17 protein-coding genes and 2 pseudogenes are annotated in these 23,450 nt (G+C 70.0%); 8 read left to right on the plus strand and 11 right to left on the minus strand.

Going from position 1 to position 23,450, the window contains the following annotated elements; translation table 11 throughout:
* Positions 1-243: 243 nt before the first annotated feature.
* Entirely contained in the window at positions 244-1,455 is a 1,212-nt protein-coding gene (locus VV867_RS18390) for an MFS transporter (RefSeq protein WP_328567210.1), read from the plus strand.
* A 42-nt stretch (positions 1,456-1,497) separates the two neighbouring features.
* On the opposite strand, the gene VV867_RS18395 is transcribed toward VV867_RS18390, so the two are convergent.
* From VV867_RS18395 to VV867_RS18405, 3 genes are all read right to left on the minus strand, one after another.
* Complete coding sequence (locus tag VV867_RS18395) at positions 1,498-4,065, minus strand: excinuclease ABC subunit UvrA (protein ID WP_328567211.1); 2,568 nt, start codon at positions 4,063-4,065, stop codon at positions 1,498-1,500.
* Positions 4,066-4,163: 98 nt separating this feature from the next.
* Entirely contained in the window at positions 4,164-4,742 is a 579-nt protein-coding gene (gene gfa, locus VV867_RS18400) for an S-(hydroxymethyl)glutathione synthase (protein WP_109936911.1), read from the minus strand.
* Between the two features lie 514 nt (positions 4,743-5,256).
* Positions 5,257-6,411 (minus strand): GGDEF domain-containing protein, encoded by a 1,155-nt coding sequence (locus VV867_RS18405; RefSeq protein WP_328567212.1) that lies wholly within the window; start codon positions 6,409-6,411, stop codon positions 5,257-5,259.
* A 219-nt stretch (positions 6,412-6,630) separates the two neighbouring features.
* Here VV867_RS18405 and VV867_RS18410 point away from each other — a divergent pair, with 219 nt between their 5' ends.
* Positions 6,631-7,023: a GFA family protein gene (locus VV867_RS18410; protein WP_328567213.1), complete on the plus strand. Its 393-nt coding sequence runs from the start codon at positions 6,631-6,633 to the stop codon at positions 7,021-7,023.
* A 128-nt stretch (positions 7,024-7,151) separates the two neighbouring features.
* On the plus strand, positions 7,152-7,493 hold the full coding sequence (locus VV867_RS18415) for a carboxymuconolactone decarboxylase family protein (protein ID WP_074986491.1): 342 nt from the start codon (positions 7,152-7,154) through the stop codon (positions 7,491-7,493).
* A gap of 779 nt (positions 7,494-8,272) precedes the next feature.
* Here VV867_RS18415 and VV867_RS18420 read toward each other — a convergent pair.
* A complete protein-coding gene (locus VV867_RS18420) occupies positions 8,273-9,289 on the minus strand; it encodes an AraC family transcriptional regulator (protein WP_176450329.1) in 1,017 nt (338 codons plus the stop codon).
* A gap of 24 nt (positions 9,290-9,313) precedes the next feature.
* Between VV867_RS18420 and VV867_RS18425 the strand changes: the two genes are divergently transcribed.
* Positions 9,314-10,147, plus strand: a complete 834-nt coding sequence (locus VV867_RS18425) for an oxidoreductase (RefSeq protein WP_328567214.1) — start codon at positions 9,314-9,316, stop codon at positions 10,145-10,147.
* A gap of 137 nt (positions 10,148-10,284) precedes the next feature.
* Here the strand turns inward: VV867_RS18425 and VV867_RS18430 are convergent, their stop codons facing one another.
* The 5 genes and pseudogenes from VV867_RS18430 to VV867_RS18450 all read right to left on the minus strand — a co-directional run bounded on the left by VV867_RS18430 (position 10,285) and on the right by VV867_RS18450 (position 14,960).
* The gene (locus tag VV867_RS18430; protein WP_328567215.1) at positions 10,285-11,211 is read right to left on the minus strand and encodes an MBL fold metallo-hydrolase; all 927 of its coding nucleotides are present in this window, start codon (positions 11,209-11,211) and stop codon (positions 10,285-10,287) included.
* Between the two features lie 382 nt (positions 11,212-11,593).
* A complete protein-coding gene (locus tag VV867_RS18435; protein WP_328567224.1) occupies positions 11,594-11,959 on the minus strand; it encodes a DUF1801 domain-containing protein in 366 nt (121 codons plus the stop codon).
* Positions 11,945-12,373, minus strand: a pseudogene (locus VV867_RS18440) (GNAT family N-acetyltransferase); the annotation flags it as partial. The gene VV867_RS18435 and the pseudogene VV867_RS18440, both read right to left, overlap by 15 nt.
* Before the next feature lie 527 nt (positions 12,374-12,900).
* Positions 12,901-13,569, minus strand: coding sequence for a response regulator (locus VV867_RS18445; RefSeq protein WP_328567216.1), 669 nt, complete (start codon positions 13,567-13,569; stop codon positions 12,901-12,903).
* A complete protein-coding gene (locus VV867_RS18450) occupies positions 13,566-14,960 on the minus strand; it encodes an ATP-binding protein (protein WP_109936730.1) in 1,395 nt (464 codons plus the stop codon). Before VV867_RS18450 ends, VV867_RS18445 begins: the two co-directional genes overlap by 4 nt.
* 153 nt (positions 14,961-15,113) lie before the next feature.
* Between VV867_RS18450 and VV867_RS18455 the strand changes: the two genes are divergently transcribed.
* Genes VV867_RS18455 through VV867_RS18465 form a run of 3 tightly spaced genes read left to right on the plus strand, consistent with a single transcriptional unit; the run spans position 15,114 to position 20,818 of the window.
* A complete protein-coding gene (locus VV867_RS18455; RefSeq protein WP_328567217.1) occupies positions 15,114-16,289 on the plus strand; it encodes an efflux RND transporter periplasmic adaptor subunit in 1,176 nt (391 codons plus the stop codon).
* A 9-nt stretch (positions 16,290-16,298) separates the two neighbouring features.
* On the plus strand, positions 16,299-19,436 hold the full coding sequence (locus VV867_RS18460) for an efflux RND transporter permease subunit (protein WP_328567218.1): 3,138 nt from the start codon (positions 16,299-16,301) through the stop codon (positions 19,434-19,436).
* A complete protein-coding gene (locus tag VV867_RS18465; protein WP_328567219.1) occupies positions 19,436-20,818 on the plus strand; it encodes an efflux transporter outer membrane subunit in 1,383 nt (460 codons plus the stop codon). The genes VV867_RS18460 and VV867_RS18465 overlap by 1 nt, the downstream gene beginning before the upstream one ends.
* 129 nt (positions 20,819-20,947) lie before the next feature.
* Here VV867_RS18465 and VV867_RS18470 read toward each other — a convergent pair whose 3' ends face one another.
* Together VV867_RS18470 and VV867_RS18475 are read right to left on the minus strand one after the other, a co-directional pair.
* Positions 20,948-22,207 (minus strand): HAMP domain-containing sensor histidine kinase, encoded by a 1,260-nt coding sequence (locus VV867_RS18470; protein WP_328567220.1) that lies wholly within the window; start codon positions 22,205-22,207, stop codon positions 20,948-20,950.
* Positions 22,204-22,893 (minus strand): response regulator transcription factor, encoded by a 690-nt coding sequence (locus tag VV867_RS18475; RefSeq protein ID WP_328567221.1) that lies wholly within the window; start codon positions 22,891-22,893, stop codon positions 22,204-22,206. Before VV867_RS18475 ends, VV867_RS18470 begins: the two co-directional genes overlap by 4 nt.
* Positions 22,894-23,118: 225 nt before the next feature.
* Here VV867_RS18475 and VV867_RS18480 point away from each other — a divergent pair.
* Positions 23,119-23,450, plus strand: a pseudogene (locus tag VV867_RS18480) (outer membrane protein assembly factor BamA); the annotation flags it as partial.

Here is a 23,450-nt window from a genome sequence, read left to right on the forward strand (position 1 = left end):
CGCCTGGCGTCCCGTTTCGCCTTGTGGCCCGCGCAAGGCGGGCCTCGATGCCCGGCTGGGTGCGGCCTGGCCACGGCCGAACGCTCCCGCCCAGGGCCTTCCCGGTGCGAATTGCCCGTTTCTCGATACCCAACGTCCGAAACTCGCAAGACGGGCGGCCCGGCACTGCCTAGGATAGGACTCCGCCAATCAATAACGATGGCCGCGCCCGCGCGCCGGCCGCACCTTGCTGCCCGGAGTACCATGTCCACTATCGCCGCCCCCACGGCTGCCGCTTCCGTCGCCAGCCAAGCAAGCCCCCTGGTCATGCGCGTGATCGGCGCCTGCGCCCTGGCCCACCTGATCAACGACCTGATCCAGGCCGTTCTGCCGTCGATCTACCCGGTGCTCAAGGCCAACTACGGGCTGAGCTTCACCCAGGTCGGCCTGATCACCCTGACCTTCCAGCTGACCGCCTCGCTGCTGCAGCCCTGGGTGGGCTACCACACCGACCGCCATCCCAAGCCCTGGCTGGCGCCGGCGGGCAGCGTCTGCACCCTGGTCGGCATCCTCCTGCTGGCCTTCGTCGGCAGCTTCCCGGCGATCCTCCTGGCCTCGGCGCTGGTGGGCATAGGCTCCTCGACCTTCCACCCGGAAACCTCGCGCATCGCGCGCCTGGCCTCGGGCGGGCGCTACGGCCTGGCGCAATCCACCTTCCAGGTCGGCGGCAACGCCGGCAGCGCCTTCGGCCCGCTGCTGGCCGCGGCCATCATCGTGCCCTACGGCCAGGGCAACGTGGCCTGGTTCGGCCTGTTCGCGGTCTTCGCCATCGGCGTGCTCTACGGCCTCAGCCGCTGGTACCGCAACCACCTGAACCTGTTCAGGCTCAAGCAGGGCAGCAAGGCCACCCACGGCCTGTCCAGGGGCCGGGTGAACGCCGCGCTGGTGGTGCTGGCGCTGCTGGTGTTCTCCAAGTACTTCTACATGGCCAGCTTCACCAGCTACTTCACCTTCTACCTGATCGAGAAGTTCCACCTCTCGGTGGCCAGCTCGCAGCTGTACCTGTTCCTGTTCCTCGGCGCAGTGGCCGCCGGCACCTTCTTCGGCGGCCCGGTGGGCGACAGGATCGGGCGCAAGGCGGTGATCTGGTTCTCCATCCTCGGCGTGGCCCCCTTCACCCTGGCCCTGCCCTACGTCGACCTGTTCTGGACCGGCGTGCTGAGCATGGTCATCGGCTTCGTCCTCGCCTCGGCGTTCTCCGCCATCGTGGTCTTCGCCCAGGAACTGGTGCCCGGCAACGTCGGCATGATCGCCGGGGTGTTCTTCGGCCTGATGTTCGGCTTCGGCGGCATCGGCGCCGCCCTGCTCGGCCACCTGGCCGACATCCACGGCATCGAGTACGTGTACAAGCTGTGCTCCTACCTGCCACTGCTGGGCTGCCTGACCATCCTGCTGCCGTCTACCAAACGGGCCTGACCGGCCCCGGGCGCTCGCACGAGCGCCTGTCGCCATCCGCCCTCAGCGCTTGCCGCGGCGCGGGCGCGGCGCGTGGCGGGCCAGTTCCGCGGCAAGGTAGGGCGCGGTCCGGCTGCCCTTCGCCTTCGCCAGTTGCCGCGGAGTGCCGCAGGCCACCAGGCGGCCGCCGGCCTGGCCGGCGCCCGGGCCCACGTCCATCACCCAGTCGGCCTGGGCCACCACGCGCATGTCGTGCTCGATCATCACCACGCTGTTGCCGGCGTCGGCCAGCCGCTGCAACTGCACCATCAGGCGGTCGGCATCCGCCACGTGCAGGCCGGTGGTGGGCTCGTCCAGCACGTACAGGGTGCGGCCGCGCTGGCTGCGCTGCAGCTCGGTGGCCAGCTTGATGCGCTGCGCCTCGCCGCCGGACAGCTCGGTGGCCGGCTGGCCCAGGCGCAGGTAGCCCAGGCCGATCTCGCGCAGCAGGCGCAGCGGGCGTGCCACCGCTTCCTCGGCGGCGAAGAAGTCGCAGGCCTCCTCCACCGTCATGCGCAGCACCTCGGCGATGTTGCGCCCGTTCCAGCGCACCTGCAGCGTGGCCTCGTTGTAGCGGGCGCCGTGGCAGGTGGGGCATGGCGCGTAGACGCTGGGCATGAACAACAGCTCCACGCTGACGAAGCCCTCGCCCTCGCAGGTGTCGCAGCGTCCCTTGACCACGTTGAACGAGAAGCGCCCGGCGTCGTAGCGGCGGCGGCGCGCGTCGGGGGTGGCGGCGAACAGCTTGCGCACGTGGTCGAACAGGCCGGTGTAGGTAGCCAGGTTGGAGCGCGGCGTGCGGCCGATGGGCTTCTGGTCCACCTGCACCACGCGCTGCACGGCGTCGACATCGCCGGCCAGGTGGCCGCCGGTGCTTTCGAGGATCGCCGGGCCCTCGTCGCCGCCCTGGGCGGCATCGTCCTCGGGCTCGTGCCCCAGGTACGCCAGCATCAGCTCGGGCAGCGCCTGGGCGATGAGGCTGGACTTGCCCGAACCGGAGATGCCGGTGACCGCGGTGAGCACGCCCAGCGGGATGCGCGCGTCCACCCCGCGCAGGTTGTGCCGGTGGATGCCGCGCAGCTCCAGCCAGCCGGCGGCCTCGCGCCCGCGGCTGGGCGGCGCGGGCAGCTCGTCGAACAGGTAGCGGGCGGTGTGCGACTGCGCCACCTCGCGCAGGCCGGCCGGCGCGCCGCTGTAGAGCACCCGGCCGCCGCGCTCCCCGGCGTCGGGCCCGACGTCCACCAGCCATTGCGCGCGGCGCATCAGCTCCAGGTCGTGCTCCACCACGAACACCGAGTTGCCCGCGTCGCGCAGCTTGTCCAGGGCGTCGTACAGGGCCTGGCTGTCGGAGGGGTGCAACCCGGCCGAGGGCTCGTCGAGCACGTAGACCACGCCGAACAGCATGGAGCTCAGCTGCGTGGCCAGGCGCAGGCGCTGCAGTTCCCCGGTGGACAGCGTCGGCGTGGCGCGGTCCAGGGTCAGGTAGCCCAGGCCCAGTTGCTGCAGGGTGCGCAGCCGCGCCACCACGCCCTCGGCCAGGCGCCGCGCCGCCAGTTGCTTCTCCTCCGAGAGCGCGCCGCCGGGCCGGGCACGGAAATCGCCCCGGGCGATGGGCTCCAGCAGCGCCGCCACCTGGTCCAGCGGCATCTGCGCCAGCGCGCCTATGTCCACCGCGCCGAAGGTCACCGCCAGCGCCTCGGCCTTGAGCCGCTTGCCGCCGCAGGCCGGGCACGGCCGGCCTTCCATGAAGCGCGATACGCGCCTTCTCATCAGGGCGCTCTGGGTGCTGGCGAAGGTGTGCAGCACGTAGCGCCGCGCACCGGTGAAGGTGCCCATGTAGCTGGGCTCCAGCTTGCGCTTGAGCGCCGCGCGGGTCTCGGCGGGAGTGAAGCCGGCGTACACCGGCACCGTCGGCGTTTCCTCGGTGAACAGGATCCAGTCGCGGTCCTTGCGCGGCAGGTCGCGCCAGGGGCGGTCGACGTCGTAGCCCAGGGTGACCAGGATGTCGCGCAGGTTCTGCCCGTGCCAGGCCGGCGGCCAGGCGGCGATGGCCCGGTCGCGGATGCTCAGCGACGGGTCCGGCACCATCAGCGCCTCGGTCACCTCGTACACGTGGCCCAGGCCATGGCAGGCCGGGCAGGCGCCCTGCGGCGTGTTCGGCGAGAAGTCCTCGGCGTACAGTAGCGGCTGGCCCGCCGGGTAGGTGCCGGCGCGCGAGTACATCATCCGCACCAGGCTGGACAAGGTGGTCACGCTGCCCACCGAGGAGCGCGCGTTGCTGGCGCCGCGCTGCTGCTGCAGCGCCACCGCCGGCGGCAGGCCGTCGATGGCGTCGACGTCCGGCACGCCCACCTGGTCGATCAGCCGCCGGGCATAGGGCGCCACCGACTCGAAGTAGCGCCGCTGCGCCTCGGCATAGAGGGTGCCGAACGCCAGCGAGGACTTGCCGGAGCCCGACACGCCGGAGAACACCACCAGCGCATCGCGCGGGATGGCGACATCCACGTCCTTGAGGTTGTGCTCGCGCGCGCCGCGCACTTCGACGAAACCGCTGGCGCCGGGGGCGCGAACGGGGGGCTTGCTGTGGGGCATGGGGACGGACTCGGTGCTCTGTTGCCCGGCAGTATGCCTGACGAGGCCCGCGCTATCCGAGAGCCTCGATCGGGTGGGTGGGCTCCGCCCCGCCGCCGTCAAGCCTCGCGGTAGGTACCCTTCTGCTTGGCGGCGTGGGTGGCCAGCGCGTCCATCAGCGGCGGCGACAGGCAGTCATAGGGCTCCAGGTTCAGTTCGCGCAGGCGCTGGCGGATCGCCGCCATCTGCGCCGGCGGGGTGCCGCTCTCGATCACCGAGGAGACGAAGGCGGCGAAGCCCGGCGCCGACCAGCCCTCCTGCGGGGACAGTTCGGTATGCACGAAGTCCAGGCCGTAGAAGGCATGTCCCTGGTTCTCGATGCGGCCGAACAGGTGCGCGCCGCACTCGCGGCAGGCATGGCGCTGGATGACCGCGCTCTCGTCGACGATGTGCAGCTTCTCGGGGTGGGCGCGCACGCTGACCTTGTCCCGCGGCACCACCGCGACCACCGAGAAGGTCGCCCCCGCGGGCTTCCAGCACTTGGTGCAGCCGCAGGCGTGGTTGTGCAGCGTCTGGGCGCCGACCGCGACTTCCACCTTGTCGGTCGCGCACAGGCATTGCAGGGTGCCGCCGGCGAAACCGGGCTGTTCCGGGCGGATGCCGTTGTCCAGCGAGGGGTGAATGTGAATCGCGCTCATGGGGTTGACCTCCTGGCGTTCGCGCCGGCGGGCCGGCACCGCGACATGCCGTGCCGCGAAGCCCTGCCGGTCGAGATGGGTGGCTCGTGGCCCGGACGGGCCATCGGTGGATTGTCCCGCCAAACGCACGGCTCCGGTGGCGGGCCGGACATCCGGTAGGGGCATCTCCAATCGCGGACAGAGTCCTTACGACCGTGCCCGACCGTAGGGCGAATAACCGTTCGCGGTTATCCGCCGTTGGCCGTGCTACCGGGGCGTTCGGCGTGGCCGGTGAATCCAATCGCGGACGGAGTCCGCTCCTACGACGGTGCTTCCTGGAGCTGTAGGAGCGGGCCCTGCCCGCGATTCGCGCGCAGGGCGCGCTCCTACAGGGGAATGGCATGGCTCGGCCCGCGTAGGAGCGGACTCTGTCCAAGATTTGGCGGATAACGCCGTAGGCGTTATGCGCCCTACGAACTATCGCGAACGCGGAAACCCAGGGTTCGCGAGCAAGAGCTAGGCGCCCCCCTCGCTCCTACGAAAAGCTGCGGTCCACCAGGCGGATGCTGTCGCGCCCGCCGCGCTTAGACTCATAGAGCGCGGCGTCGCCCTGCTCGATCAGCGCCGCCAGGCTCGCCGGCGGCTGGTCGAACAGGCTGGCGCCGATGCTCAGGGTCACCGCCGCGGGGGTGGCGAAGGCCTGCGTGGCGGCCTTGTGGAACTGCTCGCGCAGCGCGCCGCCCAGCGCCACGACCCGCTCGGGGGTCACGTCGCTCAGCAGGATGACGAACTCGTCGCCGCCCAGCCGGGCCGCGAGCGCGCCCTCGGGTAGCAGCGAGCGGATCATCTCGCTCAGCGTCACCAGCAGCCGGTCGCCGGCGATGTGGCCGTGCAGGTCGTTGACCAGCTTGAAGTTGTCGATGTCGATCAGCAGCAGGGCGCCCGGCTGCACGCTGGAGACTTCCTCCAGCAGCCGCGGGGCGCGCACTTCCAGGGCGCGGCGGTTGTACAGGGCGGTCAGCGGGTCGCGGGCGGCCAGCCGGGCCATGCGCTTCTCGCGGCGGTAGCGCTCGGTGCCGGTCATCGACAGCGCGATCAGCATGATCGCCATCGCCCCCTCCACCAGCGAGACCTGGATGATCTCGCCGCGCAAGGCCGTGAGGTCGATCAGCGTGCCCGGCAGCACCGCCGTCAGCGCCTTGGCCAGGTAGAACAGCCCGTGCACCAGCAACACGTAGCGCAGCTGCACCGCGCCCACGCTCAACGACTTGCCATGGGGCCGCAGCAGCGCGCTGGCGCGCAGCGTCGGCAACGCCACCAGCAGCGAGTTGGCCAGCAGCATCACCTTCGACCAGGCCTGCCCGTCCGGCAGCAGCAACATGCCCGCCCAGGCGACGAAGATCAGGTACCAGGCGCGGGACAGGCGCGCCTCGGTGAAGCGCGCGACGCCCAGCAGGAACAGCCAGTGGGCGGTGACCAGCAGGCCGTTGGCGAACCAGATGCCGATGAGCGGGAAGCCGCGCATGCGCAGCAGGGCGAGGGTCGAGCCGACGGTGATGGTGGCGAAGCCCGCGCTCCAGAACAGCAGCGAGGGTTCGCGTACGTTGCGCCACTCGATCGCCAGGTACAGGGCGGCGGCCGCTGCCAGGGCGATCGAGAGGGTCAACATCGTGGGAGGATCGAGCGCCATACGTCTGAACGGGACTGTCTGTACGGTGGAGGGTGGCGGATTCTAAGCGTTCGCGGCGCTTTTTCGCAGGGCCCTCCCCGCCCTGCCGACGGGAAGCGCCCGGATGCCCGCGCCGGGCCGGAAGATGCTCCCACGAGCATAGCCCCTTCCTGTATTTTCACAGCAACCGCCAAGGCCGGCGGGAGACATCCCAAGGGTCGATTCCAGAGGAGATGCAGCATGGACCAGTTCACCGGCGGTTGCCTGTGCGGCAACGTCCGTCTCGTGGCATCGGGGCGCCCCTACCGGGTCGGCCTCTGCCACTGCCTAGACTGCCGCAAGCACCATGGCGCCCTGTTCCACGCCTCGGCGATATTCCCCGAGGCCGCGGTGGCCATCGAAGGCGAGACCCACGACTACGCGGGGCGCCATTTCTGCCCCCGCTGCGGCTCGTCGGTCTTCTCGCGCAGCGCGGACGAAATCGAAGTGCACCTGGGCACCCTGGACGCCCCGGACCAGTTTGTGCCGACCTACGAAAGCTGGACCCTCCGCCGCGAATCCTGGCTGCCGGCCTTCCCCCTGGCCAGGCACTACCTGCGCGACCGCGAGGGCACGGGCCGCCACGAGGAATAGGCGGCCGCGCCCTCCTCCCAAAGTCCCGCCCATCCGCCGCCAAAGGCGTAGTGCCCCGCGCCGCGCCAGTGGGTAGCGTCATCGGCACCTGTCGGCTGCCGAGGCAGCATCACCCGGAGGATGGACACATGATGGACTGGAACGCACACCGCAATCAGCTGATGGCCGGCGTGGGCGAGCTCGGGAAGCTCTCCCCGGGCACCGTCGACGGCTACCTCACCGCCAGCGGCGCCGGCCAGGAAACCGGCCACCTGGACGCCAAGACGCGCCAGCTGATCTCCCTGGCCGTGGCGGTGACCACCCGCTGCGACGGCTGCATCTCGGTACACGCCGCCGAAGCGGTGAAGGAAGGCGCCAGCAAGGCGGAAATCGCCGAGGCCCTGGGCGTGGCGGTGGCGATGAACACCGGCGCCGCCCTGGTGTACTCCACGCGGGTGCTGGCCGCGGTGGACCAGGCGGGCGGTGCCTGAAAGGAAAATCGCGGACGGAGTCCGCTCCTACAGGTTGACGCCGAACCTCCCACTCACACCGGACAGCCCCTCTCCCTTCAGGGAGAGGGTTGGGGAGAGGGAACGGCGTAAACCCCGGAACACAGCTGCCACCGGCAAACACCGTCTATTGGGTTGGGGGCTTGGTGTGGCGCGCCGCTCCGAGTGCGTTGATGTTTCTTGTTTCGCCCCCTCGGGCGAGTCCCTTTTGTCAAACGCCACAAAAGGAACCAAAAAGGCTTGCCCCGCATACGGGCCCGATGGAGCCGGGCTACCCTCGCGAATTCCCCCGCCACGGAGGCCCACCCCGACAGCACGTCCCTGTGCTGATCGGGGCTCTAGCGACATCCATGTCGCATGACCTCCTGAGCGCCGGTTTCGCTCGGCCTTCTGAAGGGGCGTTCCGGTGCGCTCGGATATTTCTCTGGAAATCCAAAATCAAGAGCGGCACTGCTCTTCGTAGGAGCGAGCTTGCTCGCGAACCCTGACTCCATCCCCTCCCTAACCCTCCCCCGCAAGCGGGAGAGGGGACCGTTCGGCGTGATGCGAAACCGCGAAGCTCCCGGGCTCCCCGTAGGGCGCATAACGCCTACGGCGTTATCCGCCATGATCGCGGACAGAGTCCGCTCCTACGGTTCCAGGAGGTACGGGCGTAGGAGCGGGCCCTGCCCGCGATTCGCGCGCAGGGCGCGCTCCTACAAGGGAATGGCGTGGGCCGGGCTACGTAGGAGCGGACTCCGTCCGCGATTGCCCCGAACGGCCTAATGGGAAGACACATACACCGCCTCCCCATGCACCGGCGGAATCGCAAAACTCTCGCGCATCCGCCTGGCCTCCGCCTGGGGCGAACGGCCGAACAGCCGCTTGAACTCCCGGTTGAACTGCGAGGCGCTGGCGTAGCCGACGGCATGGCTGGCGGCCTGCGCCGTCATGCCCTGGCGCACGATCAGCAGCCGGGCCTGGTGCAGGCGCGTGCACTTCACGTACTGCATGGGCGAGGTCTGGGTGATCGCCTTGAAATGGCTGTGGAACGACGGAACGCTCATGCCGGCTTCGTCGGCAAGCTGCGGCAGATCGAGCGGCTGCGCGTAATCGGCGTGGATGCGCCGCAGCGCCCTGGCGATCCTGCCGAAGCGCCCCTGCATGGCCAGCGCCGCGCGCATGGCATTGCCCTGGGCGCCGGTCAGCACGCGGAAATACAGCTCGCGCAGCAAGGCGGGGCCGAGAACCCTCGCCTCCAGGGGGTCGTTCAGCGCCGCCAGAAAGCGCAGGACGGAAGCGGCCAGCGCCTCGTCCATGGGGCTGGACATCATGCTTCGCGGCGCATCCTCCGGCGCTGGTGCCCGCTGCTGGTCGATCTGGATCATCAGCTCGGCGGCGAGCTGGAAATCCAGGTGCATGTAGAGGGCCAGCAGCGGGCGTTCGGCCGTCGCGTCCGTTTCCATGGTGAAGGGCACGGGCACTGCGACGGCCAGGTAATGCTGCTCGTCGTACACATAGACCTGGTCGCCGAAGTACCCGCGCTTGCAGCCCTGGCAGACGATCACGATACCGGGGTCGTAGAGCACCGGCGTCCGGGCCAGCGGGCGATCCGACCTGAGGATGCGCACGCTGGCCAGGGACGTGAGGTTGTACCCCTCGTTGGGGGCCAGCGCCTCCAGCAGGGCGACCATGCGTGCCCGGTTGCGGTCGGATGCAATGCTGCTCATAGAATCAGGCAATGAAGTCAGAAGATGAGGCCTCTCAAGCGGGCCGAATGGTGAGTATTGTGCACTCATTCCCCCTGCAATGGAGCCATCGCCATGTCATCTTCCAAAACCTTGCTGATCACCGGCGCCAGCAGCGGCTTCGGGCTCGCCCTCGCCCAGGAGGCACTGGCCGACGGGCACCGCGTGGTGGGCACGGTGCGCAGCGCGCAGGCAAAGGCCGCGCTCGAAGCGCTGGCCCCCGGCCGGGCAACGGGCCGCCTGCTGGACGTGACCGACTTCGCGGCCATCGAGCCGATGGTCGCCGAGGTCGAAAACACCGTCGGCCCGCTGGACGTCCTGGTGAACAGCGCCGGCTACGGCCACGAAGGCATCCTCGAAGAGTCCCCGCTGTCGGAGATGCGCCGGCAGTTCGAGGTGAACGTGTTCGGCGCAGTGGCGATGATGAAGGCCGTGCTGCCCTACATGCGCCAGCGCCGCCGCGGCCACATCCTGAACATCACCTCCATGGGCGGCTTCATCACCATGCCCGGCATCGCCTACTACTGCGGCAGCAAGTTCGCGCTGGAGGGCATATCAGAAGTGGTGGGCAAGGAAGTCGAAGGCTTCGGCATCGCCGTGACCTCCGTCGCGCCCGGCTCCTTCCGCACCGACTGGGCCGGCCGCTCCATGGTGCGAAGCCCCCGCAGCATCGCCGACTACGACGCCCTCTTCGACCCCGTCCGCCAGGCGCGACAGGAAAAAAGTGGCAAGCAGCTCGGCGACCCGAAAAAGGCGGCACGCGCCATGCTGGAAGCGATCGGCTCGGCGAATCCCCCGGCCCACCTGCTGCTGGGCAGCGACGCCCTCGGCCTGGTGCGCCAGAAACTGGGGGCGCTGGAAGAGGAAATAGCGGCCTGGGAAGCCACCACCCGTTCCACGGATGGTTGAACCGGCCCGAGCGGATCTCACGATACCTCCGGCTATCGCGGACAAGGTCCGCTCCTACGGGGGAATGCCATGCCTCACGGCGACCTGTAGGAGCGGACTCCGTCCGCGATTGGACTCACCGGCAGCATTGAGGCCCCTCAATAATCCCAGAAGGCCGCCACCCAGCGGAAAGCCTCCCCATCCACCGCCACCCGCCCAACGGAGGGAAACGGCAGGTGGGTAGCCACCAGCAATTCCCCGCTCGCCGCCGCCTCGCGCAACAGGCGCACTCGCACCCGCACCGACTCCTCGGGGTCATGCTCGAAGCCGTTGTGCCAGTCGGGGTGGTCGAAGGCGACCGGGAACAGCGCGTCGCCGGCGAAGGTCAGCCGTTCGCCGGCGGACGTCACCTGCACCACGCTGTGCCCCGGCGTGTGGCCGCCGGTGAGCCTGGCGACCACGCCCGGCGCCACCTCGTGTTCATTCTCGAAGGTGTGCAGCTTGTCGCGGTATGCCTCCATGAACTGCCCGGCGGTCGAGCGCAGGACGTCCGGCACCGGCGACGGCATGGCGGTAAGGGAGAAATCCGGCGCCGCCCAGAACTCGACCTCGGCGGCCGCGACGTGGATCCGCACATCCGGGCGCAACCGGTTCTTCACCGCGTCGACGAGCAGCCCGCCGATATGGTCCATGTGCATGTGGGTGATCACCACGTCGGTCACCGACCCCAGGTCGATACCCGCGGCGGCCAGCCGCCCGGGGAACTGCCCGGCCCGCGGAAAGCCGGGGAACTGCCCGCCCAGGCCGGCGTCGACGAGTATGGTCTGCTCGCCGCTGCGCACCACCAGCACGTTCAGCGCCCAGTCGAAGGCCTCCGGCCCCAGGAACATGTCCTTGAACCAGGCCGCGCGGGCGGCCGGGTCGGCATTGGTGGACATGGTCGCGGTCGGCAGCGGCAACACCCCGTCGCTGACCACCAGCACATCGATCTCGCCGACGCGCAACGCATAGCGCGAAGGCACCAGTTCCTCCCTTTGCGGGTGGGCTCCATCCTGTTGCTCGGGATAGCTCGGATGCATGTTCATGACTGTTCCTCGGAAGAAGTGGCCAATGACCTGGAAGTCGTTCCTTCGCGCCCGGCGGGGCAATAGGCGAGCGCCGAACCGCAGGACCCTTGCAGCGAATCGTCGCTGTGAATCCATGCTATTGGCGGGTACTTCCTGGCGCACTTCTACATCGGGACGGCAGCGCTATACGTCAGGGGCGGGGGTATATACGAAGGTATCTGTCGCCACTCGCTTTCACGGGTATGTAGGCACGTGACTGTAGTCACTCTCCTACAGGCACTTCAGAGCCGCCCTATCGTGCTTTCGACTCCGTCAAATCCAGGCTGGGACGTTCTCTTGCGTAACCGGGCATTCTGGCCATCTGCAAACAGGGCCGTGTTGCCGGAAGACGGCCGGCGGGTTACCCGGCCAGTGCTGCGGCGCTGCGCAGGTAGTGGGCCACCTGGCGAGCTTCGACGTCGTCGGGCGTGCGCAGCTTGATGTGCCGCCGCTGCTTGCCGCTCCCCTCCAGCACCCCGTGGGGGTCGTCCAGGCTGGCACCCTGGCTGAGCTCCAGCGTGACGTGACCCGCATAGGCGAAAACGCCGCCGAAGGGTCGCGCCCGGGAAAACAGTACGCCACCGTACTTCACTTCGTCATGGACATCGGGGGCCGCCGCCAGCGCCAGTTCGCGTACCCGGCAGAGCAGCCGGAAGTTCGTCTCGCTGACCAGACGCACGTCCTGCAGCAGCCGGTCGACGGCGCCGGCCTGCTTCTCGTAGCGCACGTCACGGGCATCGAGGCTGGCCACCTTTCGCCAGCCCTGGCGCTGGTAGAAGGCGTTGGCGCGGATGCCGTCCGAGCCGTCGGTGACCAGCCAGATGCGCGCATGCTCGCGGAACAGGCTCGTCTCGGCCGTCGCCAGCAGCAGGCGCCCTACCCCGCGGCCTTCGTATTCCGGGCGAACGAACAGGGCGAAGACTTCCCCTGCCGTCCCATCCACCATGGCGAAGCCCGCGGCCACCCCATCCGCCTCGGCCAGCCAGCAGCATGGGCCGAGGCGGATGGCCTCGGCCACGCTGGCCGGGGTGATGCCCAGTTCGGCCAACTGCCCGTGGGACAGGTGGTTCTGGCGCACGCTGGTGCGGATGGCGAACAGGGTCGCCACGTCCGCCTCGGTGGCGGGGCGAATATGGATCATCTTCGAGGCTCCGGCCTTTGCATGGGTTGTCGAGCATAGGCCTCCCGCCCTGGGCCTTGAGGAGGAAGGTGTATCGGGAAGTTAGCCGAGGTTCCGGGAATGGGAGCAATCCGCCTCATCCGCGATAAGGCCTGGCACCGGCCTGGCGGCCGGATCGCGACGTTTCAGGCGAGCACGGCTTTTCGTAGGAGCGAGCTTGCTCGCGAATGAACCCCGCAGCGGAGTCTGTTCGCGAGCAAGCTCGCTCCTACAATTCACCCACCTCCGAGCCCACCTGTAGGAGCGGACCTTGTCCGCGATCGCGGATAGAATCCGCTCCTACGGGGGCGTCCCGGCATCTTGCGTGATCGGGGCCTCGAACAGGCGCTTCGTGGCCGAATCTGCGGCGCGCCGGGGATCAAGGTCAAACGGCGGATAACCGCGAACGGTTATTCGCCCTACGGTTGAGTTCGACCGTAGGAGCGGGCCCTGCCCGCGATTCGCGCGCAGGGCGCGCTCCTACAGGGGGGATGGTTGCGTACGCCGCCCTACCCCACCTCCAGGCTATAACCCACCCCGTAGACCGAGCGGATCGGGTCGTGCCCCGGCGCCACCGCCGCCAGCTTGCGCCGCAGGTTTTTCACGTGGCTGTCGACGGTGCGGTCGGCGACCACGCGGTGGTCCTGGTAGATGTGGTTCATCAGCTGGTCGCGGGACAGCACCTGGCCGGGGCGTGCGGCCAGGGCGGCGAGCATGCGGAACTCCACCGGGGTGAGGTCCAGCGCCACGCCCAGGTAGCGCGCCTGGAAGGCCCGCGGGTCCAGTTCCAGGCCCGGGTTCGGCGCCTGGGCGCCGCTGCGCCGCAGCACGGCCTTGACCCGCGCCACCAGCTCGCGGGGGGAGAAGGGTTTGCAGATGTAGTCGTCGGCGCCCAGTTCCAGGCCCAGCAGGCGGTCGATCTCCTCGACCCGCGCGGTCATCATGATCAGCGGCATGCGGCTGAAGCCGCGCAGTTCGCGGCAGATGTCCAGGCCGTCGCGGCCGGGCAGCATCAGGTCGAGCAGCAGCAGGTCGTAGGCCTTGCCGCGCAGCGCCGGGATCACCGCGTTGCCGTCGGCCAGGTGCGCCACGTCGTAGCCGGCGGCGCGCAGGTAGTCGCCCACCAGCGCGGCCAGCTTGGGTTCGTCTTCCACCAGCAGGATCTCGCCCTGGCTCATTGCGCGTCTCCCGCCAGCGGCAGTTCCAGTGTCATCAGCAGCCCTCCCAGGCTGGAAGCCCGGGCGCTCAGGCGCCCGCCGTGCACCTCGGCGATGCCGCGGCAGATCGCCAGGCCCAGGCCGGTGCCGCCGCTGGCGCGGTTGCGCGAGCGCTCGGCGCGGTAGAAGCGCTCGAACAGGCGCTCCAGCGAGGCCGCGTCGACGCCCGGCGCGGAGTCCTCGCACTGCACCAGCACGCGCTCGCCGTCGCGCAGCGCGCGCAGCACCGTGCGGCCGCCGGGGTCGGTATAGCGCCGGCTGTTCTCCAGCAGGTTGTGCAGCAGCTGGCCCAGGCGCGACTCGTCGCCCAGCACCCACAGCGGTTCGTCCGGCAGCTCCAGGTCCAGGCCCAGGCCGCGCTCGGCGAAGCTGGCGCGGAAGGCGTCGGCCACCACCGGCAGCAGCACCCGCAGGTCGATGCGCTCGCGGCGGTAGGTGGGCCCGCCGACCTCGGCCAGGGACAGGTCGAAGAGGTCCTCCACCAGCTTGGTCAGCGCCCCCACCTCGGCCTGCAGCGAGCGCACGGCGGTGCCGTCCAGGGGGCGGATGCCGTCCTCCATGGCTTCCAGCTCGGCGCGCATCACCGCCAGCGGGGTGCGCAGCTCGTGGGAGATGTCGGCCATGAAGTCGCGGCGCAGGCGTTCGTTGCTGGCCAGGGTGGCGGCCATGCGGTTGAAGTCGGCGGCCAGCTGGCCGGCCTCGTCGGCCGAGCGCACCGGCAGCTGGATGGCGTAGTCGCCGGCGGCCAGGCGGTGGGTGGCGCCGGCCACCTGGCGAATGGGCCGCAGCAGGCTGCGGGTCAGCCACCAGGCGATCACCGCGGTGGCCAGCAGGCAGGCCAGGCCGATGAGCAGGCTGGAGCGCAGCTGGTTGAGCTGGAAGCGCCGGTCGCCGACGCTGGTCACCGACTGCAGCGGCGCCAGGGCCATCCAGCCGACCACCCGGCCCTGGTGGCGGATCGGCCGCAGGACCATCTCCGCCGGCGGCGCGTTGTAGCCGATGATCAGGCGCTGCGCCTCGTCCAGCAGGGCGAAGCGGACGAAGGCGCCGGTGAGGTCGGAGACGGTCAGGTGGCTGGGGTCGAAGTCGCGGTCCTGCTCCACCTTCTCGGGGCGCAGCATGTCGAACCACTGGTCGCGGTCGCTGCGGATGAAGTCCCAGCTGCCGTGGGTGGCGAAGGCCCGCTCGGCGCGCGGGACGATGAGCTCCATGCGCTCCTCGGCCTGCTGGTTGAGGTAGCCGAGGAAGCCGTACCTCAGGCTCAGGTAGGCGGCGAAGACCATGCCCAGCACGGCGAAGGCGCAGACCGCCAGCATGGCCAGGAAGAACTTGCTGGAAAGGCTGATTTTCATGGCACCGCCGCGCCGCTGTCGGGATGCCGCCATTGAAGCGCGGCCCCCGCGGTCGTTCAAGGCGCGGCGGGCAATCTCCCAGATTTCTGCACATTGCCTGCACATTCGCCGAGCACCCTGGACACTGAATCCAACCCAGGATCGGAGTCCCGGATGCCCTCGCTCGTACCCCCGCTTTCCACTCTGGCCCGCGCCCTGCTGCTGGGCGCCGGCCTGTTCGCCCTGGGCGGCTGCCTCGACGACCGGGCGGCCCCGCCGCAGCCCGACCTGCAGGAGGTCGGCGTCTACCGGGTGCGCAGCGCGCCCCAGGCGCTCAGCCTCACCCTGCCCGGCCGCGCCAGCGCGCACCTGGTGGCGGAGATCCGCCCGCAGGTCGGCGGCATCATCCAGAAACGGCTGTTCGAGGAAGGCCAGACGGTGAAGGCCGGCCAGGCGCTGTACCAGATCGACCCGCAGCCCTACGAGGCCGCCCTGGCCCAGGCCGAGGCCAGCGTCACCTCGGCCCGCGCCACGCTGAAGGCGGCCGAGCTCAAGGCCCGGCGCGACGCCCAGCTGGTGAAGATCGACGCCATCAGCGCGGAAGACAACGAGAGCGCCCAGGCCGCCCTGCTGGAGGCCCGCGCCAGCCTGCAGTCGGCCCAGGCGTCGCTGAAGACGGCGCGCATCAACCTGGGCTACACGCGGATAGACGCGCCCATCTCCGGGCGCACCGCCACCTCCTCGGTCACCCCCGGCGCGCTGGTCACCGCCGAGCAGACCAGCGCCCTGACCACCGTGCAGCAGCTGGACCCGATCTACGTCGACTTCACCCAGCCCAGCGCCACCCTGCTGCGCCTCAAGCGCGAGCTGGCCGAGGGCAAGCTCGCCCCCGCCGACGAAAAGGATGCCACACGCATCAGCCTGGAGCTGGAGGACGGCAGCCACTACGCCCACGAAGGCACCCTGACCTTCAATGGCGTGAGCGTCGACGAGGGCACCGGCAGCGTGACCCTGCGTGCCCTGGTGCCCAACCCCGAGGGCCTGCTGCTGCCGGGCATGTACCTGAAGGCGACGCTGCAGGAAGGCGTGCAGCAGGACGCCATCCTGGTGCCGCAGCAGGGCGTGGCCCGCGACGAGCGCGGCGAAGCCACCGCCCTGGTGGTGGTCGACGGCAAGGTGGAGCAGCGCCAGCTGAGCCTGGCCCGCGCGGTGGGCAACCGCTGGTGGGTCGGCCAGGGCCTGGAGGACGGCGACCAGCTCATCGTCCAGGGCACGCAGAAGGTCCGCGTCGGCCAGCAGGTGAAGGTGCTGGACGCGCAGCTCACCGCGCAGAACGACGCACGCGACTGAGGGCACGCCATGGCACGTTTCTTCATCGACCGCCCCATCTTCGCCTGGGTCATCGCCATCCTGGTGATGCTCGGTGGCGCCATGGCCATCGTCCAGCTGCCGCTGGCGCAGTACCCCGACATCGCGCCGCCGCAGATCACCCTCAACGCCACCTACACCGGCGCCTCGGCCAAGACCATGGAGGACTCGGTGACCCAGGTCATCGAGCAGCAGATGACCGGCCTGGACGGCCTCACCTACATGTCCTCCAGCAGCAGCTCGGCGGGCAGCGCCAGCATCACCCTGACCTTCGAGGCCGGCACCGACGTCAACACCGCGCAGATGCTGGTGCAGACCAAGCTGGAGCAGGCCAAGGCGCGGCTGCCCGACGCGGTGCAGCAGCAGGGCATCGAGATCCGCAACTCCTCCAGCGACTTCCTGATCATCCTCTCGCTGGTCTCCGACAACCCCGAGGTCAGCGCCACCGACATCAGCGACTTCATTTCCAGCACGCTGTACGACCAGATCAGCCGGGTCGACGGCGTCGGCCAGGTGACCACCCTGGGCTCCAGCTACGCCATGCGCATCTGGCTCGACCCGGACAGGCTCAAGCAGTACGCGCTGATGCCCTCGGACATCAGCAGCGCCCTGCAGGCGCAGAACGTCGATACCTCCGCGGGCCAGCTCGGCGCCCTCCCCGCGCGGCCCGGCCAGCAGCTCAACGCCACCATCAGCGCGCGCAGCAAGCTGCAGACCGCCGCGCAGTTCCGCGACCTGGTGCTCAAGCACGCCAGCAACGGCGCCGTGGTGACCCTGGCCGACGTGGCCCGGGTGGAGCTGGGCAGCGAAAGCTATGACGTGGTGGCCGAGCACAACGGCCGGCAGTCCGGCGGCATGGCGGTGAGCCTGGCCAGCGGCGCCAATGCGCTGGATGTCTCCGAAGCGGTGCAGGCGAAGATGGCCGAGCTGGAAAAGTTCTTCCCCAGCAGGCTGCAGCTGCACTCCGAGGTGGCGTACAACACCGCGCCCTTCGTGAAGATATCGATCGAGGAAGTGGTCATGACGCTATTCGAGGCCATCGCCCTCGTCGTGCTGATCATGTACCTGTTCCTGCAGAACTGGCGCGCCACCCTGATCCCGGCCGTCGCCGTGCCGGTGGTGCTGCTGGGCACCTTCGGCGTGCTCTCGCTGATGGGCTACTCGATCAATACCCTGACGATGTTCGGCATGGTCCTGGCCATCGGCCTGCTGGTGGACGACGCCATCGTGGTGGTGGAGAACGTCGAGCGGATCATCGCCGAGAAAGGCCTGTCGCCCCGCGAGGCCACGCGCGAATCCATGGGCGAGATCAGCGGCGCGCTGATCGGCATCGCCGTGGTGCTCTCGGCGGTGTTCGTGCCCATGGCCTTCTTCGGCGGCTCCACCGGCGTCATCTACCGGCAGTTCTCGGTGACCATGGTCGCCGCCATGGCGCTCTCGGTGCTGGTGGCCATGACACTCACCCCGGCGCTGTGCGCCACCGTGCTCAAGCCGGGCAAGACGCATGGCGGGGAACGCCGTGGCTTCTTCGGCGGGTTCAACCGCACCTTCGAGCGCGGCTCGCAGAGCTACCGGCGCGGCGTCAGGGCGGTGCTGGCGCGCCCGCTGCGCGCCCTGCTGGTGTATGCGCTGGTGCTGGGCGGCGTGGCGCTGCTGTTCCACAAGCTGCCCACCGCGTTCCTTCCCGACGAGGACCAGGGCATGCTGATGATGCAGATGACCCTGCCGGTGGGCGGCACCGACGAACGCCTGCAGTCGGTGACCCGGCAGGTGCGGGAATACATGCTCGCGCAGCCGGAGGTCGCCTCGATCCTCACCGTGCGCGGCCTGGGCAACGGCGGCAACGCGCAGAACTCCGGGCGCGCCTTCGTCAAGCTCAAGGACTGGTCCGAGCGCCGCGGCGAGGAGCACGGCGCCGCGGCGGTGGCGCGCCGGGCCAACCTGGCGCTGATGAAGATCCTCGACGCCAACGTCTTCGTCATGTCCCCGCCGGCCATCATGGGCCTGGGCGAAAGCTCCGGCTTCGACGTGCAGCTGCAGGACCTGGGCGGCCTCGGCCACGCCGAGCTGCTCAAGGCCCGCGACAGGTTCCTCGAACTGGCGGGCAAGGACCCGCGCCTGGCCAACGTGCGCGCCCAGGGCCTGGAGGACACCCCGCAACTCGACATCGCCATCGACGACCGCAAGGCCGGCGCCATGGGCGTGTCCTCCAGCGACATCAACGACACCCTCAGCGCGGCCCTGGGCGGCAACTACGTGAACGACTTCCTCGACGCCGGCCGGGTGAAGAAGGTCTACCTGCAGGGCAACGTCGACAAGCGCATGCAGGCCGAGGACATCGGTGACTGGTACGTGCGCAACAGCGACGACGCCATGGTGCCGATGTCGTCGTTCATCAGCACCCGCTGGAGCACCGCCTCGCCGCTGCTGGAGCGCTACAACGGCTTCGGCGCCTACGAGCTGGTGGGCGAGCCGGCGGCCGGGGTCAGCTCCGGCGTGGCCATGGCCGCGGTGGAAGAGATCATGGCGCAGCTGCCGGAAGGCATCGGCTACGCCTGGACCGGGCAGTCCTACCAGGAACGCCTGGCCGGCAACCAGGCGCCGCTGCTCTATGCCATCTCCATCCTGTTCGTGTTCCTGTGCCTGGCGGCGCTGTACGAAAGCTGGTCGGTGCCCTTCGCGGTGATGCTGGTGGTGCCACTGGGCATCCTCGGCGCGCTGCTGCTGACCGGCGTGCGCGGGCTGTCCAACGACGTCTACTTCCAGGTCGGCCTGCTGACCACCGTGGGCCTGGCGGCGAAGAACGCCATCCTCATCGTCGAGTTCGCCAAGGAGAACCTCGAACGCGGCCAGGACCTGCTCGCAGCGACCCTCGAAGCCGTGCGCGTGCGCCTGCGCCCGGTGCTGATGACCTCGCTGGCGTTCATCCTCGGCGTGCTGCCGCTGGCCCTGAGCAGCGGCGCCGGCGCCGGCGGGCGCCAGGCCATCGGCACCGGCGTGCTCGGCGGCATGCTCGCCGCCACGCTGCTGGGCCTGTTCTTCATCCCCCTGTTCTACGTGCTGGTGCAACGCCTGGCCGGGCGCCTGGCCGCCGCCAACCATGCCGCCAGCGCGCAAGGAGAAGCCTGATGCGCCTTACGCCTCTACCCCTGGTTCTCGCGCTGGCCCTGGGCGGCTGCGTGAACCTCGCCCCGGACTACCAGCGCCCCGAGGCGCCGGTGGCCGCCCAGTGGCCCGGCGCCACCGCGGCCGGCCAGGCCAGCGCCGACATCGCCTGGCGCGAGCTGTTCGTCGACACCCGCCTGCGCGACACCGTGGCCCGCGCCCTGGCCAACAACCGCGACCTGCGGGTCGCCGCGTTGAACGTCAAGTACCAGCAGGCGCAGTACCGCATCCAGCGCGCCGAGCTGTTCCCGACGCTTTCCGCCACCGCCGACGGCACCCGCCAGCGCGGCGTGGCCGAAGGCAGCGGCAACACGGTCAGCAGCCAGTACAGCGTCGGCCTGGGGGTGAGCAGCTACGAGCTGGACCTGTTCGGCCGCCTGGGCAACCTCAGGGACGCCGCCCTGGAGGACTACCTGTCCCTGGAGCAGACCCGCCGCAGCACCCAGATCAGCCTGGTGGCGGAAGTCGCCAGCGCCTGGATGACCCTGGCCGCCGACCAGCAACTGCTCGAGCTGGCCCGCGACACCCACGCCAGCCAGCAGAAGACCTACGCGCTGGTGCAACAGGCCCACGGCCTGGGCGGCGAGTCCGGGCTGAGCCTGGCCCAGGCGCGCAGCACGGTGGAGTCGGCCCGCGCCGACGTGGCCAACTATGCCAGCCAGGTGGAACAGGACCGCAACGCCCTGGAACTGCTGGTGGGCGAGCGCCTGGACGACAGCCTGCTGCCGGGCGACGCCAAACTGGATGTCGCCCTGCTGGTCGGCGTGCCGGCCGGCCTGCCCTCGACGCTGCTGCAACGGCGGCCGGACGTACTCGCCGCCGAGCACACGCTCAAGGCGGCCCACGCCGACATAGGCGCGGCGCGGGCGGCCTTCTTCCCCAGCGTGACGCTCACCGCCAGCGGCGGCAGCGCCAGCAGCGAGCTGTCCGGGCTGTTCAAGTCCGGCAGCCGCGCCTGGAGCTTCGCGCCCTCGATCAACCTGCCGATCTTCGACGCCGGCAGCAACCGCGCCAGCCTCAACGCCGCGAAGATCACCCGCGACATCGACGTGGCCAACTACGAGAAGACCCTGCAGACCGCCTTCAGCGAAGTCGCCGACGCCCTCTCCGTGCGCAGCCACATCAGCGAGCGGCTCGACGCCCAGCGCAGCCTGACCCAGGCCACCGACCGCAGCTACGCGCTGTCCCTGGCGCTGTACCGGCAGGGTTCGCAGAGCTTCCTCGAAGTGCTCGACGCGCAACGCTCGCTGTACTCGGCGCAGCAGACGCTGATCAGCCTGGAGCTGTCCGAGCAGATCAACCGCGTCACCCTGTACAAGGTGCTGGGCGGCGGCTGGCAGGGCTGACGATCGGCTGCGCGCCGGCATGACTGCGTTGGAAACAGGCGAGGAATGCCCATTCAGCGGCCTGGACTCCGCTTCCTCGCCGGTTTCTGCCTTGTCCTGCTCCAGCTCGCGAGATCGTGAATAGCGTCCTCAGAACAGCCGCGGCAACTCGATGCGCACCAGCAGCCCGCCGCCCTCGGCGGGCTCGGCGGTGATCCGCCCGCGGTGCAGCTGCACCGCGCGGCTGGCGATGGCCAGGCCCAGGCCGAAGCCGTCCGGGCCGGCGTCGGGGCCGCGCTCGAAGGGCTCGAAGATGCTCCCCAGGCGGCTCCCGTCGACGCCCGGCCCATGGTCGCTGATGCACACCACCAGGCGTTCGCCCCCCTCCACCAGGCTCGCGCCGACGCGCACCTCGGTGCCCGCCGCGGTGTAGCGCACGGCGTTGCGGATGACGTTCTCGAAGGCCCGGTAGAGCAGCTCCTCGTGGGCGCGGCCGAGGAACGGCTGGTCGGCCACCAGGCGCACCTGGCAGCCCTTGCCCGCTGCCTCGAAACGGGCGTCCTCGACGATCTGCGCCAGCAGCTCGACGACGTCCAGCAGGCGGCACTCGCCGTTGTCCTGGCGCGACTGCGCCCGCGCCAGGGTGAGCAGTTGCTCGATCAGCTCGTCCATGCGCCGCGACTCGCGCTCGATGCGTTCCAGCATGCCGGGCTGCCCGGGCATCTGCCGCAGCAGGCCGATGGCGGCGTTCATCCGCGTCAACGGCGAGCGCAGTTCGTGGGAGATGTCGTGCAGCAGGTGCTGCTGGGCCTCCACCAGGGCCTTGAGCTGGCCGGCCATGCGGTCGCAGTCCTCGGCCAGGTCGACGATCTCGTCGCGGCGCCGGCCCAGGCGCGGCCTGACACGCACCTCGAAGCGGCCCTGGGCGACCTCGCCCATGGCCTGGCGCAACCAGGCCAGCGGCCGGGCCAGGTAGTGGCTGAGCAGCAGGGCGAAGAGCGCGCTCATCAGGGTGCCGGTGAGCAGCGGGCCGAGGGAGCGCGGCGGCGGCGCCTCGTCCAGGGAGCTGGCGGCCGAGGCGCGCAGCACCAGGCGCTGGCCGTCCTGGCTGGTGACCGCCTGCTCGAAGCGCACCGGGGCCACCGCCCGCCCGGCGAGCAGCCCGCCCCGGGCATCGTAGAGGCCCACCTGGACGTCCGGCGGCTGCGGCGACACCTCCAGCAACTGGCGCCCCGCCGCCTCGCCGAAGCGCTGCAGCAGGCGCACCTCGGTGGCCAGCAGCGAGCGCAACGCCGGGGTGTCGCCGCGCAGCTCGTCGAACATGAAGGCGCCGGCGCCCACCAGGAAGGTCAGGCCGTTGGCCAGCCAGAAGGCCAGGAACAGCTTCCAGAACAGGCGTCCGCGCTTCATTCGACGATCAGCAGGTAGCCCATGCCGCGCACGCTCTGGATCCAGCTGCTGCCGTCGGCGCGCGGGCCGAGCTTCTGGCGGATACTGCTGATGTGCACGTCGATGCGCCGGTCGTAGCGGGTCAGCGGGCGGCCCAGGGCGTTCAGCGACAGGTCCTGCTTGCCGACCAGCTGCCCGGCCTGGCGGGCCAGCACCTCCAGCAGGCTGAACTCGGTGCCGGTCAGCTCCAGCGGCTGGCCGCGCCACTGCGCCTGGCGCTTGCCGGGCCAGAGCAGCAGGGCGCCGCTGCCGACCGCCTCCGGGGCGCTCTCGACCGGCGCCTGGGGCTGCACCCGGCGCAGGATGGCGCGCAGCCGGGCGACCAGCTCGCCGGGCGAGCTGGGCTTGGGCACGTAGTCGTCGGCACCCAGCTCCAGGCCGGCGATGCGGTCGATGTTGTCGCCCCGGGCGGTGAGCAGCAGCACCGGCACCTGGCTGCGCGCGCGGATGCGCCGCAGCACCTCGATGCCGGAGATGCCCGGCAGCATCACGTCCAGCACCACCAGCGCGTAGGCGCCGCCGAGGGCCTCGGCCTCGCCCTCCTCGCCGGTGCCCACGGCGGTGGCGCGGAAGCCTTCGCGGGCCAGGTACTGGCCGAGCATTTCGGTGAGTTCGCGGTCGTCGTCGACCAGCAGTACGGGAATCATGGAGGGCACGCGGTTCAAGGCCTGGAAGCCGCAATGATCCCTTCCGCCAGGCCGCCGTGTCACCGCCGCACGGGCAAACTTTACACATCTTTACCCTGGGTTAACCGCGCCGAACACAGCCCGCTCTTATCCTCATCGGCCGCCAGCCCGGGCCGGGCGGCAGCGCCCGGACGATCGCCGTGCGAGCCGTCCGCGCCCCCTGCCACCGCCTGCCTGGAAGTCACGATGCGCCCTACCCGCCTGCTGTTCCCGATCCTGCTGTTCAACGCCGCCCTGGCCCATGCCGCAGGCTTCAAGATCGCCGACATCCGCGTCAACGGCCTGCAGCGGGTCTCCGCCGGCAGCGTGTTCGCCGCGCTGCCGCTGAACGTGGGCGACCAGGCCGACGACCACGCCCTGGTGGAGGCCTCGCGCTCGCTGTTCCGCACCGGTTTCTTCCAGGACATCCACCTCGGCCGCGACGGCGACGTGCTGGTGGTGGACGTGGTCGAGCGCCCGTCGATCTCCAGCATCGAGATCGAAGGCAACAAGGCCATCAGCACCGAAGACCTGATGAA

It is taken from the genome of Pseudomonas sp. JH-2, from assembly GCF_036231725.1.
GTDB lineage: Bacteria > Pseudomonadota > Gammaproteobacteria > Pseudomonadales > Pseudomonadaceae > Pseudomonas > Pseudomonas delhiensis.